We start from the raw sequence: 12,989 nt of genomic DNA on the forward strand, positions 1-12,989 counted from the left end.
CCGGATCAGTGCGCGTAGCGCTTGCGGTTGAACTCCAGCACCCAGCCGGTGATGAAGAACAGACCGGGGATCAGCGCGATGAAGAACACCCACCAGTCGATGGCCAGGCCGAAGAACGCGAACGCTGCGGAGAAGCCGAGGCCCAGCGGCCACCAGCTCCAGGGAGCGAACTCGCCGTAGTTGCCGGCCATGTGCTCGATCTCGCCCGCCGGGTTGTCCCCGTCGAGCACGTCGTGGTTCTTCGCGACCATCCGCAGGTAGAACCAGAGCATGAACGCCATGCCTGCGGTGAGCAGGAGCAGCGGGAACCCGGCCATGTCTGACCATCCGCTCCAGAAGCCGTAGATGAAGGCCACGATGAGGACGAAGACGCCCAGGCCTAGGAACAACCCGATATTTGCCTTCATCAGACGCCTTCCTTGTCCTGCTGATCCGCTGGACCGAAGATCTTGCCCGCAGGTGTCTGCAGGGTGTGCCGGTCAGCGAGCTCAGGGTGGTGCAGATCCAGCGCGGGACGCTCGGAGCGGATGCGCGGCAGCGAGTAGAAGTTGTGCCGCGGCGGTGGGCAGGAGGTCGCCCATTCGAGCGAGCCGCCGAAGCCCCACGGGTCATCCACCAGCACCTTCTTGCCCTTGCGTGCGGTGATCCAGACGTTCCAGAAGAACGGGATCAGCGAGGCGCCCAGCAGCATCGAGAACACCGTGGAGAACTGGTTCATGGTGGTGAACCCGTCCTCGACCATGTAGTCCGCGTAACGACGCGGCATGCCCATGACGCCGAGCCAGTGCTGGATCATGAAGGTGCCGTGGAAGCCGACGAAGAGCATCCAGAAGCTGATCTTGCCCAGGCGCTCGTTGAGCATCTTGCCGGTCCACTTGGGCCACCAGAAGTGGAATCCGGCGAACATCGCGAAGACCACGGTGCCGAAGACCACGTAGTGGAAGTGGGCGACCACGAAGTAGGTGTCCGAGAGGTGGAAGTTCAGCGGCGGCGCGGCCAGGATGATGCCGGTGAGTCCGCCGAAGAGGAACGTCACCAGGAAGCCGAGGCTCCAGAGCATCGGCGTCTCGAAGGTCAGCGACCCTCGCCACATCGTGCCTATCCAGTTGAAGAACTTCACCCCTGTGGGCACCGCGATCAGCATGGTCATCAGCGCGAAGAACGGCAGCAGCACGGCTCCGGTGACATACATGTGGTGGGCCCACACGGTCACCGACAGCGCGGCGATCGCGATCGTCGCGTAGACCAGGCCCTTATAGCCGAAGATCGGTTTGCGGCTGAAGACCGGCAGGATCTCGGAGACGATGCCGAAGAACGGCAGCGCGATGATGTAGACCTCCGGGTGTCCGAAGAACCAGAACAGGTGCTGCCAGAGGACCGCACCGCCTGCCTCCGGATCGAAGATGTGCCCGCCGAACCTCCGGTCGAGACCGAGTCCGAACAGCGCGGCCGCGAGCGGCGGGAAGGCCATCAGGACCAGGATCGAGGTGATCAGCGTGTTCCACACGAAGATCGGCATCCGCCACATGGTCATGCCTGGAGCGCGCATGCACAGGATCGTGGTGATGAAGTTGACCCCGCCCATGATCGTGCCGAAGCCGGTCAAGGCCAGGCCGAACACCCATAGGTCACCACCGACTCCCGGTGAATACGTGGTGTCAGACAGCGGAGCGTAGGCGAACCAGCCGAAGGAGGCCGCACCCTGGGGGGTGAGGAAGCCTGCCATGGCGACCAGGGCGCCGAAGAGGAAGAACCAGAACGCCAGCGCGTTCAGCCGGGGGAAGGCCACGTCCGGGGCGCCGATCTGCAGCGGCATGATGACATTGGCGAAGCCGGCGAACAGCGGAGTCGCGAACATCAGCAGCATCACCGTGCCGTGCATGGTGAAGAGCTGGTTGTACTGCTCCTTGGTCTGCAGCAGCTGCATGCCGGGCTCGAAGAGCTCCGCACGGATCAGCAGCGCCATGACGCCGCCGACGCAGAAGAACAGGAAGGAGGTGATCAGGTACATGTAGCCGATCACCTTGTGATCGGTGGTCGTCAGCCAGTTGACGACGATCTTCCCCTTGGAGCGGGGGACGACGCGCGAGACCTCACGCGCTTCGTCGGCGGTGTATTCGAGGGTCGCCACAGTCAGTCGTCCCCTTCAGTTCCGGCCACGTTTTCGTGGAGGTTTGGATTGCGGTCATACTCGTCGCCGAGCTGACCCTCGGGCAGGGTCTCGAGGTAGTCACGGAACTCGTCCTCGGTGACGACCTCCACATTGAAGAGCATCTCCGAGTGGTACTCGCCGCAGAGTTCTGCACACTTGCCGTCGAAGCTGCCAAGCTCCTGCGGGGTCAGGTGGATCTCGTTGGTGCGACCCGGGATCATGTCGCGCTTCTGCAGGAAGGCCGGGATCCAGAAGGAGTGGATGACGTCGCGGGCGTTGAGCTCGAAGGTGACGGGCTGATCCACCGGCAGGTAGAGGGTGGGCAGCGTCTCGCGCACGCCCTCTTCACCGGTGAGCTCGGCCTGGACGCCGGCGAAGTAGCGCTCGTCGCCGTCGTAGTTGTAGTTGAAGTCCCAGGCCCACTGCTTGCCTCGGACGTCGACGACCAGATCAGGGTCGGTGTAGGGCTCATCGACTGAGCGCTGCACCTGGTTGGTGTAGAAGAACAGCACGCCCACCATGACCAGCGGGACGATGGTGTACATGATCTCCAGCGGCACGTTGTACGCGATCTGGCGCGGGTAGCCGGTCTCCCCCTTGCGGCGACGGTAGGCGACCATGCACCAGAGCATCAGTGCCCAGGTGATGAGGCCCACGATCAGCGCGGCGATCCAGGAGTTGACCCACAGGTCGGTCAACTCCGCAGTGTTGCTGGTGGTGTCCCGGCTGCCCGGAAGCCATCCTCGTTGTGCAGGCTGCTCTTCCGAGCAGGCGCTGAGCACCAGTGCCGCCGCGCTGGCCAGTGCAACTGACTTCAATGCACGGCCTCGGCTGCCGGTTCGATTATGCGAACTCACAGACGGCCCTTCCTCTATCTCGGTGTGCGAATGTGCGTTCTCCGTGACCCGTTGACCGCGCTGTGCGCAGAGTTCGAACCACCATGAACGCTTCGCGCTCCAGACTACTACGTCCTGTAGAGGACCGGGAGGACGGACACCCGCGCCCGACGCATCTGATCTGCTCCTTCGGCCCTGCCTCCGAACCCCGGATACGAGAAAACTCCGCTTCTACCCCGTGTAGAAAACGGGAGAAGCGGAGTTTCGCTCGTGCTGGGCAGCGGCTGAATCCGCTGCCGATGTGTCTGCTTTATGACGCTGTGACTCAGCGGACCGGGTCAGGGCCCGGCGTCGGAACCCGACGGAGCGGACCGATGAGCCCTGGTGGATTCGGTCAGTGGAAGGAGTCGCCGCAGGCGCAGGAGCCGCCGGCATTGGGGTTGTCGATGGTGAACCCCTGCTTCGAGATGGAGTCCTCGAAGTCGATCTTCGCGCCCTCGAGGTAGGGCACGCTCATCTTGTCCACGACGACCTCGACACCGCTGAAGTCGCGCAGTGCATCCCCGTCGAGGACGCGCTCGTCGAAGTAGAGCTGGTAGATCAGGCCGGAGCAGCCGCCGGGCTGCACGGCCACGCGCAGCCGCAGATCTTCGCGGCCCTCCTGCTGAAGCAGCGAGGAGACCTTCTCGGCGGCGGTCTCACTGAGTTCGACCTGGTGGGTCTTGAAGCCATCGACGGCGGATCCGGTGATCTCGGCTGATTCGGTCTCAGCGGCGGATCCGGCGGCGGTGTCCTGGGTGGTGGTGCTCATGGCATACACCTCTCTGGTTGTAGCGGCAGGCCTGTGCTCTACGGTAACAACGCCGAGGGCCACGAGGTTCATTCCCGCCGGTCGATCACGGTGCAGGGATCGAATCCATTATTCCCGCTACACTGGCGGGGTGCTAGGACGTAAGAAAAACACTGCCGACCAGATCGCCGAGGCTGAAGCCGCGCAAGCTCGCGAGCAGGCCCAGAACACCAGGCGTCAGCCTGAGAAGAAGGGCGTGCCCACACCGAAGCGCAGCCAGCAGCAGGCGGCACGAAAGCGCCCGCTGGTGCAGAACGATCGCAAGGTCGCCCGCGCCGCCCAGCGCCAGCAGATGGCCGATCAGCGGGTGAAGATGCGCCGGGCGATGGAGACCGGCGAGGAGAAGTATCTTCCTGCTCGCGATCGCGGTCCCCAGCGACGCTATGTCCGGGACTACGTCGACGCGCGCTTCGGCATCGGTGAGTGGATGCTGGTCCTGGTGCTGGTCTTCCTCTTCGCATCCTTCGTCATGAACGAGGGGATGCGCATCATCGTCAGCCAGATCCTCTGGCTCTTCGTGCTCGCCGTCCTCGTCGAGGCCGTGTGGGTCGGGCGCACCGTGCGCAAGAAGATCGATGCCAAGTTCGGCATCGAGAACCGTGAACGCGGACTCCCCTTCTACGCCGCGATGCGATCGCTGCAGATCCGCCGACTGCGGCTTCCCAAGCCGCTGGTGGCCCGAGGACACTTCCCCGCCTGAGCATGAGCCCCGCCCGAGCGGCGGGGCCTCAGCCGCTTCGCAGCAGCGACCTCAGGTCGCGGTTGATCCGGCGCACCCAGAACGGACCCTCATAGACGAAGGCCGTGTAGCCCTGCACCAGGTCGGCGCCGAGCGCGAGCCGCTCGGCCACGTCGGCCCCTGAGGTCACTCCCCCGACGGAGATGATCGCGGTGGTGCGCGGCAGCGCGGCGCGCAGCCGGGTCAGCACCTGCTTGGAGCGTTCGGCGAGCACCGGGCCGCTGAGTCCGCCGGCCCCCGCGGCCTGCACCTGTTCCGGGTCGCTGTGCAGATCCTCGCGGGAGATCGTCGTGTTCGTGGCGATCACACCGTCCAGCCCCAGGTCGCTGACCAGCTCGGCCACGGCGTCGACGTCGGAGTCGGCCAGATCGGGCGCGATCTTCACCAGCAGCGGCACGTGGCGCTGCGCGGCGTCGTCGGCCTCCGCACCCACCGCGGCGAGCAGCGGCCGCAGCGCGGTGATCTCCTGGAGCTGACGCAGCCCCGGAGTGTTCGGTGAGGACACGTTGACCACCAGATAGTCCGCCACCGGAGCCAGCATCCGGGCGGAGACGAGGTAGTCCTCGGTGGCGTGTTCAAGCGGGGTCACCTTGGTCTTGCCGATGTTCACGCCGATCACCGGCGCGTGCCGACCTGCCCGCTTGAGCCGGGAGATCTGCTCGCGGATCTGAACCAGTCGCGGACGCACCTCCTCCGCGCCGTCGTTGTTGAAGCCCATGCGGTTGATCAGCGCGCGGTCCTCGACGAGTCGGAAGAGCCGCGGCGTCGGGTTTCCCGGCTGCGCGGCGGCGGTCACGGTGCCGATCTCGATATGTCCGAATCCCAGGTGCGCCAGCGGCAGCACCGAGGTGGCGCCCTTGTCGAAGCCGGCGGCGAGGCCGAAGGGTGAGGGCCAGACCAGGCCCAGCGCACGGATCTGCAGCGACTCATCCGGACGGCACAGCCGCTCCAGCACCCTGCCGCCCCCGAGTCGCCTGCTCAGCCGCAGCCCGGAGACGACCAGGTGGTGGGCCTTCTCGGGATCGAGCCGGGTGAAGACGGTCTTGAAGACGAAGCGGTACATGGCTCCCATCCTAGGATGCCGGTCGGCCCGGTGTTGCCTCCTAGGATGGTGAGCATGGATCAACTGCTCGAAGACTCCCCTGTGGGCCTCTGGTCTCCTGATCATCTCCAGGGCTGCAAGCGGCTCACGCTGCCGCTCGGTGAGGACGAGGAGGGGCCGGTCAGCGCGACTCTGGTCAGCTACTCCCCCGATCCCGAACAGCAGGCGGTCCAGGATGAGCGCCCGGCAGAGGCTGGGGCCGAGTCGGCGGCCGGGCAGACCCCGGCCGAGCCGGACCGCCCAGCGCAGCTGGCCCCGGTGCTGCACCTGCACGGCTGGGCAGACTACTTCTACAACATTCCGATGGCTCGTCGCTGGCAGAGCTGGGGGCGTCCCTTCTACGCGCTGGATCTGCGCAAATACGGCCGGAGCCTGCGCAGCTGGCAGACGCCGGGCTATGTCGATGACTTGAGCACCTACGACGCCGACATCGAGGCCGCGCTCAGCGAGATCCACTCGCTGCACCCCGACGCTCCGGCCCCGATCATCGAAGCCCACTCCACCGGTGGTCTCATCGCCGTGCTGTGGGCGCAGCGCAACCCTGGAGCGATCAGCGCGCTGGTGCTGAACAGTCCATGGCTGGAGCTCTCCGGCGACGTCGCCGCGCGCACCGCCACCGAGGGCTTCTTGGCACCGCTGGGGCAGTTCTCCCCCACGCGCGCGCTGAAGCTGCCGGCCGTCGACAACTACTGGCAGACGCTCTCGGATCAGGCGCAGGGCGAATGGACGCTGCATCCTCGGTGGCGCCCGCGCACGTCCTTCCCGATCCGGGTGGGCTGGATGCGTGCAGTGCTGACCGGTCAGCGCAAGGTCTACGAGGGGCTGGGGCTGCAGCTGCCGATCCTGGTGCTGCTCTCGGGTGTGACCGCCTACCGGCGGCACTGGACCGAGGAGCTGCAGGAGTCCGACTCGGTGCTCGACGTGGAGCTGCTGGCCCGCCGGGCGGTCAAGCTCGGCGATCAGGTCACCGTGGTGCGGGTGCACGGGGCGATCCATGACGTCTTCGCCTCAGAAGATGCGGTGCGCACCCGGGCGCTGGACGAGGTGCAGCGCTGGCTGCGGGCCTACGCGCCCGAGGCTGAGCGTCCTGCGGAGAACCTGTCCACCGCCGCGCCGTAGCGGCGATCACGACGGGCGTAGATCTCCACGGCCTCCCACAGAGTGGTGCGGTCCACGTCGGGCCAGAGCACGTCCATGAAGACCAGCTCGGCGTAGGCGGACTGCCAGAGCAGGAAGTTCGAGATGCGCTGCTCCCCGGAGCTGCGCAGGAAGAGGTCGACGTCGGGGAGGTCGGGCTCGTCCAGATGGGCGGCCACGGTCTTCTCGGTGATCTTGCGCGGGTCCATCCGACCGGCGGCGACCTCGGCGGCGATCAGCTTGACCGCGTCGGTGATCTCGGCGCGGCCGCCGTAGTTCACGCACATGGTCAGCGTGAAGCGGGTGTTCTGTGCGGTCAGCTCCTCGGAGGTCTCGAGCTCCTTGATCACCGAGCGCCACAGGCGTCCGGGCTGCCCGTTCCAGCGGATCCGCACGCCCCAGGAGTTCAGCACGTCGCGCTGCCGGCGCAGCACTTCGCGCGAGTAGCCCATCAGGAAGCGCACCTCATCGGGTGAGCGTTTCCAGTTCTCGGTGGAGAACGCGTAGACGCTGATGTGTTTGACGCCGATCTCGATCGCGCCGGCGATGACGTCCATCAGCGCGGCCTCACCGGCCCGGTGCCCTTCGGTGCGCGGGAGTCCGCGCTGGTTCGCCCAGCGCCCGTTGCCGTCCATCACGATCCCGACATGGGCCGGCACCAGTTCCGGGGGCAGCTGCGGTGCCGAGACGCGGTCGGGGCGGGGGGCGGGATCCTGATGGATGGGCAGGGACATGGCGTCCATTCTTCCATGTCGCGCCGGCGCAGCCGGCACCCCGACCGTGCGACACTCCCCGGATCTGCTCTCACCGGCGCGGCCGCGGCGGCTCCAGCCTCTGCCCGCTCGGCTCAGAGTCCCAGCGAGCTCAGTCGGCGATCCAGGTGGTGTTGGGCGTAGCTGATCACCACGTTCGTGGCCTCATGCCGGATGTCGCTGCGGAAGGATCGGGTGTGCTCCCAGTGGCCGTGCTGCAGCGCGTGCAGCAGCTCCACCGTGGCCGGATCCAGGGTCCGGGTGCCCGGTGGCCGGCAGTCGGTGCAGACCGGCCCGCTGGCGGCGGGGTGGAAGCCGGTGTGGGCGCCGGGCTTGCCGCAGGACACGCAGGCGGTCCAGGTGACCGCCCAGCCGGCGGAGGACAAAGCGCGCAGCAGGTAGGAGTTCAGCACGACGTCGGCCGGGTGGACTCCGCGGGCCAGGGCCGAGTATCCGCCGTGGAGCAGCCGGAACTGGGCGCCGCCGAAGGCCGGATCCGACTCGACGTCCATCAGCCGCTCGGCGGTCTCGGCCATGGTGCTCGCCGCCATGTACTTGTCATAGTCCGCGACGATCGGCGGACCGTAGGTGTTCTTCGACGTGGCCTGGGTGACGATGTCCAGGGAGCGCCCGTGCACGAACTGCACATCTGCCACCATGAACGGCTCCACGGTGGCGCCGAACTTCGAGGAGGTGCGGCGCACCCCCTTCGCAACCGCGCGCACCAGCCCGTTCGCTGAGGTCAGCGCGGTTATGATGCGGTCCGCCTCACCCAGGTTCTGGGTGCGCAGGATGATCGCGGCGTCCCGGTAGGAGCGGGACGCGAAGGTGGAGCCGGCCATGGTGGCAGAGTACTACAGCGGCATGGGCGCAGGCCCTGGGCTGCCGGGGTGCCGGTCAGCGGACCGGGGCGGCGTCGCGCAGCGCGCGGTTCACCGCCGAGATCACTGCCTGCAGCGAGGCCAGGGTGGTGTTGTGATCCAGCCCCACTCCCCACAGCACCCGCTCCCCGATCGCCAGCTCCACGAAGGATGCCGCCTGGGCGTCCCCGCCCTGGCTCATGGCGTGCTCGGTGTAGTCCAGCAGCCGCACGTCTACCCCGTCGTCGGCCAGGATCTGCAGCAGCGCAGCGATCGGACCGTTGGCGTGGGCGGACTGCGAGGTGGCGTGACCACCGGCCTGCAGCTCCACCTCCATGTGGAACACTCCTTCGGCGTTGGAGGAGGTGTTGACCTCGTCCAGCCGGTAGTGGCCCCACTGGTGGTGCGCGGTGTCCACCGGCAGGTACTCGTCCTGGAAGATCTGCCAGATCTCCTCGCCGGAGACCTCGCCGCCGCCGTCGTCGGCTCGACGCTGGATGACCCCGGAGAACTCGACCTGGGCGCGGCGCGGAAGATCGATCCCGCGTTCGGCCTTGAGCAGGTAGGAGACCCCGCCCTTGCCGGACTGCGAGTTGACCCGGATGACCGCCTCGTAGCTGCGGCCGATGTCCTTGGGGTCGATGGGCAGATACGGCACGGCCCAGGTGATCTCGTCGCGGGAGGCCCCGGCCGCATCGGCGCGGGCGTCCATGTGCTCGAAGCCCTTCTTGATCGCGTCCTGGTGCGAGCCGGAGAAGGCGGTGAAGACCAGGTCGCCGCCGTAGGGTGAGCGCTCCGGGACTCCCATCTGGTTGCAGTGCTCCACGGTGCTGCGGATGGTGCTCATATCGCGGAAGTCGAGCTCCGGGTCGATGCCCTGGCTGAACAGGTTCATGCCTAAGGTCACCAGGTCGACGTTGCCGGTGCGCTCTCCGTTGCCGAAGAGGCAGCCTTCGATCCGGTCGGCGCCGGCCATGTAGCCCAGCTCGGCGGCGGCGACGCCGGTGCCGCGGTCGTTGTGCGGGTGCAGCGAGAGCACGATCGACTCGCGGTTGCGCAGGTTCCGGTGCATCCATTCGATGGAGTCGGCGTAGACGTTCGGGGTGGCCATCTCCACCGTGGCCGGCAGGTTGATGATGACCGGCTTCTCCGGGGTGGCGCCGAAGACGTCGACCACGGAATCGGAGATGTGGGCGGCGAAGTCGAGCTCGGTGCCGGTGAAGGACTCCGGGGAGTACTGGTAGACGATCTCGGTGGGCGTGGAGGCCGCGGCGTGCATCGCCTCCTCGTACTTCTTGCACAGCCGGGCGCCCTGGGTGGCGATGTCGACGATCCCGTCGCGGTCAGCCTTGAAGACCACCTCGCGCTGCAGCACCGAGGTGGAGTTGTACAGGTGCACGATGGCGCGCGGCGCCCCGGCGATGGCCTCGAAGGTGCGCTCGATCAGGGCTTCGCGCGCCTGGGTGAGCACCTGGATGTAGACGTCGTCGGGGATCTTGTCCTGCTCGATGAGCTGGCGGACGAAGTCGTAGTCGGTCTGCGAGGCCGAGGGGAACCCGACCTCGATCTCCTTGAACCCCATGCTCACCAGCAGCTCGAACATCCGGTGCTTGCGATCCGGGGTCATCGGGTCGATCAGCGCCTGATTGCCGTCGCGCAGGTCCACCGCGCACCAGCGCGGGGCGGTGCGGATGGTCTTGTCCGGCCAGGTGCGGTCGGGCAGCGAGACGGTGATCTGCTCCTCGAAGGGCACATACCGCTGGAACGGCATGGGTGAGGTCTTCTGAAGTTTGCGCATGAGAGCTTCCTTGCTGTGAACGAGCTGAGGGCGAGCGGTCGAGGCGGAGGAGCTCCGCAGCGGGGATTCGACCTGGAAGTGCTGCGCTGTGCTGGATCTACGAGCTGGACCGGTGAGGTGAGCTGGGATCAGACGTGCGCGAGCTCTTCCCCGCTGCGGCGGAGAAGCTCTAGTCGTAGGACGCGCTGGCGTATCGTCTGCACATCTTTCAAACTAGCACGCAGCGCGGGCGTGTGCAGTGGGTCACCCTGATTCTCATCATGTGGACGACCCCCGCTGTCCGGGGCTAGAAGCCGAGCCGGCCGAGCTTCTTCGGGTCGCGCTGCCATTCCTTGGTCACCTTGACGTGGAGATCGAGGTAGACCGGGGTGCCCAGCAGCTTGACGATCCCGGCCCGCGCGTCGGTGCCGATGGCCTTGAGCCGGGCGCCCCGCTTGCCGATGATGATCGCCTTCTGCGAGTCGCGCTCCACGTGGATCGAGACCCGGACGTCGAGCAGCGGCTTGTCGGCGGGCCGATCTTCGCGGGGCACCATCTCCTCGACGACCACGGCGATCGAGTGCGGCAGCTCATCGCGGACGTCTTCGAGGGCCGCTTCACGGACCAGCTCGGCGACCATGATGGCCTCGGGCTCGTCGGTGAGCTCCCCCTCGGGGTAGAGCGGCGGGGACTGTGGCATCATCGCGGCGAGCTGTTCGATCACCACCTCGGTCTGGTCGCCTTCGAGGGCGGAGACCGGGATGATCTCGGCGAAGCCGCCGGCCTGGTTGCCCTCCTGGGCGAGGTGTTCGCGGCCGAGCTGGTCCACAGCCATGAGCTGCTCGGCGAGGTCCTCGCGGGAGACCTTGTCCACCTTGGTGACCAGTGCGATGACCCGCTTGTGCGGGAGCTTGGTCAGCTGGGCGGCGATGAAGCGGTCACCGGGCCCGACCTTCTCGTCGGCCGGGATGCAGAACCCGACGACGTCGACCTCGGAGAGGGTGTCGATGACCAGGCCGTTGAGCCGCTTGCCGAGCAGGGTCCGCGGGCGGTGCAGCCCCGGAGTGTCGACCAGGACCAGCTGGAAGTCGCTGCGGTGCACGATCCCGCGGATGGTGTGCCGGGTGGTCTGCGGCTTCGAGGAGGTGATCGCCACCTTGTCCCCGACCAGCGCGTTGGTCAGCGTGGACTTCCCGGCGTTGGGGCGCCCGACCAGGCTGGCGAATCCGGCGCGGAAGTTCTCGTCGAACGCGGCGAAGCCCTCCTGCTGCGGCGGCATCTGTATTGGGCTCATCGTGGTGTTCCGATCCTCTCCTGCGCCGAGGCCGCGGCTGCGGCCCGGTCGTCCTGCTGGGCTGCTGTCTGGACTGCGGTCTGGGCCGCTGTCTGTGGTGCTGTCTGTGCTGCCGTCTCTGTCGGGTCGAGGTGCAGAGCGTCGGGCTCGGCGTCGGTGCCCAACCCCGCTCTGGCGCCTCGCCGGTCCTCGGCCTCCCAGGCGAGCACGTGGCTCACCCGGTTGCGTCGCCCCTCAAGCCGGTCGGCGCGCAGCACCACTCCGGGGCCGTGGCGGCGCGGAATCTCGACCTCGGATCCGGCGATCGCCACCCGGCCCAGGGCCTTGGCGAGCAGACCGCCGACGGTGTCGACCTCTTCCTCGTCGTCGAGGTCGAGCTCGTAGAGCTCGGCGAAGTCGTCGACCGACATGCGGGCCGAGAGCCGGCGTCGTGAGTCGTCGAGGTCTTCGATCTCGGCGGACTCGGTGTCGTATTCGTCCACGATCTCCCCCACGATCTCCTCGATCAGGTCCTCCAGGGTGACCATCCCGGCGGTGCCGCCGTATTCGTCGACCACGATGGCCACGTGGGTGGACTCGCGCTGCAGCTCGGAGAGGAACTCGGAGACCGGTTTGGACTCGGGCACATAGCGGACGTCGCGCTGGAGCTCGTCGATGAGGATCGAGTCCGGGTCGCGGTCGGTGTAGGCGCTGAGCAGCTCCCCGCTGCGCAGCCGGTGGTGCAGGAACGCGGCATCCTTGAGGTAGATCATGCCGGTGATGTCATCGGCTGAGCCGCGCACCACCGGGATCCGCGAGTATCCGGAGCGGAAGAACAGCGTCATGACCTCGGCGAGGCTGGTCCCGGACTCCACGGTGACCATGTCGGTGCGCGGGACCATCACGGCGCGGACCCGGGTGGCGGAGAGGTCGAAGACGGACTGGATCAGCTCGGCCTCGGCGTGCTCGATGATGTCCTTCTCCGAGGCGCGGGCCACGAATTCGCGGAACTCTTCGTCGTCGAAGAAGCCCTGGTCGGTGTGTGCGGTGCCCGGGACGGTGCGCGCGCCGATGCTGCTCAGCGCCTCGGGGAAGGGCCCGAGCACGACCCGCAGGGTGCGCACCAGCTGCGCTGTGGAGGCCGCGACCAGCAGGTGGTGGCCCCGGCCGACCCGCCGCGGGGAGATCGCCGCGGCGATGACTCCGCCGATGAGCAGGACCGCGGAGCCTGCCACGGCGCCGGCGGCAAGCCCGTCGAGGGCCAGTGCGGAGGCCACGATGACCAGCACGACGACGGCGGTGGTGAAGAACCAGCGCCAGGTCTGCAGCGCGAGCGTGTGCGCCACGGGCTGGGCGAGGATCTTCTCCACGGCGGTGGAGCCGCGCTGCTCGGCGATCTCCTCGGCCTCACGGCGGCTCAGCCGCAGGAACGCGGAGTCGGCCGCAGAGAGCGCGAAGGCCAGCACGGCGCAGACCAGCGCAAGGATGATGAGGATGCCGAGGGCCATGGA

The 12,989-nt window shown here is 67.3% G+C and carries 12 protein-coding genes; 2 read left to right on the forward strand and 10 right to left on the reverse strand.

What is annotated here, in order from left to right; genetic code table 11:
- Positions 1-5: 5 nt before the first annotated feature.
- The 4 genes from LTI14_RS08255 to LTI14_RS08270 form a co-directional block, all read right to left on the reverse strand.
- The gene (locus LTI14_RS08255) at positions 6-407 is read right to left on the reverse strand and encodes a cytochrome c oxidase subunit 4 (RefSeq protein WP_241464554.1); all 402 of its coding nucleotides are present in this window, start codon (positions 405-407) and stop codon (positions 6-8) included.
- On the reverse strand, positions 407-2,131 hold the full coding sequence (gene ctaD / locus LTI14_RS08260; protein ID WP_241476236.1) for an aa3-type cytochrome oxidase subunit I: 1,725 nt from the start codon (positions 2,129-2,131) through the stop codon (positions 407-409). Before ctaD ends, LTI14_RS08255 begins: the two co-directional genes overlap by 1 nt.
- Before the next feature lie 2 nt (positions 2,132-2,133).
- Entirely contained in the window at positions 2,134-3,009 is an 876-nt protein-coding gene (gene ctaC / locus LTI14_RS08265; RefSeq protein ID WP_241464552.1) for an aa3-type cytochrome oxidase subunit II, read from the reverse strand.
- Between the two features lie 373 nt (positions 3,010-3,382).
- Positions 3,383-3,799 carry a HesB/IscA family protein gene (locus tag LTI14_RS08270; RefSeq protein ID WP_241464551.1) on the reverse strand — a complete coding sequence of 139 codons (417 nt, stop codon included), beginning with the start codon at positions 3,797-3,799 and terminating at the stop codon, positions 3,383-3,385.
- 130 nt (positions 3,800-3,929) lie between these two features.
- On the opposite strand from LTI14_RS08270, the gene LTI14_RS08275 reads away from it, so the two are divergent.
- Positions 3,930-4,538 carry a DUF3043 domain-containing protein gene (locus tag LTI14_RS08275; RefSeq protein ID WP_241464550.1) on the forward strand — a complete coding sequence of 203 codons (609 nt, stop codon included), beginning with the start codon at positions 3,930-3,932 and terminating at the stop codon, positions 4,536-4,538.
- Between the two features lie 28 nt (positions 4,539-4,566).
- Here LTI14_RS08275 and LTI14_RS08280 read toward each other — a convergent pair whose 3' ends face one another.
- Positions 4,567-5,640 carry a quinone-dependent dihydroorotate dehydrogenase gene (locus LTI14_RS08280; RefSeq protein WP_241476237.1) on the reverse strand — a complete coding sequence of 358 codons (1,074 nt, stop codon included), beginning with the start codon at positions 5,638-5,640 and terminating at the stop codon, positions 4,567-4,569.
- A gap of 54 nt (positions 5,641-5,694) precedes the next feature.
- Here LTI14_RS08280 and LTI14_RS08285 point away from each other — a divergent pair, with 54 nt between their 5' ends.
- Entirely contained in the window at positions 5,695-6,798 is a 1,104-nt protein-coding gene (locus LTI14_RS08285; RefSeq protein ID WP_241476238.1) for an alpha/beta hydrolase, read from the forward strand.
- Here LTI14_RS08285 and LTI14_RS08290 read toward each other — a convergent pair.
- From LTI14_RS08290 to LTI14_RS08310, 5 genes are all read right to left on the reverse strand, one after another.
- Entirely contained in the window at positions 6,744-7,550 is an 807-nt protein-coding gene (locus tag LTI14_RS08290; protein ID WP_241464547.1) for an isoprenyl transferase, read from the reverse strand. The two genes, LTI14_RS08285 and LTI14_RS08290, sit on opposite strands and share 55 nt — an antisense overlap.
- A gap of 113 nt (positions 7,551-7,663) precedes the next feature.
- Positions 7,664-8,410 carry a DNA repair protein RecO gene (gene recO / locus LTI14_RS08295; protein ID WP_241464546.1) on the reverse strand — a complete coding sequence of 249 codons (747 nt, stop codon included), beginning with the start codon at positions 8,408-8,410 and terminating at the stop codon, positions 7,664-7,666.
- Positions 8,411-8,465: 55 nt separating this feature from the next.
- Positions 8,466-10,226 (reverse strand): 2-isopropylmalate synthase, encoded by a 1,761-nt coding sequence (gene leuA / locus LTI14_RS08300; protein WP_241469705.1) that lies wholly within the window; start codon positions 10,224-10,226, stop codon positions 8,466-8,468.
- A gap of 286 nt (positions 10,227-10,512) precedes the next feature.
- Positions 10,513-11,499 carry a GTPase Era gene (gene era, locus LTI14_RS08305; RefSeq protein ID WP_370642616.1) on the reverse strand — a complete coding sequence of 329 codons (987 nt, stop codon included), beginning with the start codon at positions 11,497-11,499 and terminating at the stop codon, positions 10,513-10,515.
- Entirely contained in the window at positions 11,496-12,986 is a 1,491-nt protein-coding gene (locus tag LTI14_RS08310) for a hemolysin family protein (RefSeq protein ID WP_241469706.1), read from the reverse strand. The genes era and LTI14_RS08310 overlap by 4 nt, the downstream gene beginning before the upstream one ends.
- Positions 12,987-12,989: the final 3 nt, after the last annotated feature.

The organism is Nesterenkonia sp. YGD6, from assembly GCF_022565895.1.
GTDB lineage: Bacteria > Actinomycetota > Actinomycetes > Actinomycetales > Micrococcaceae > Nesterenkonia.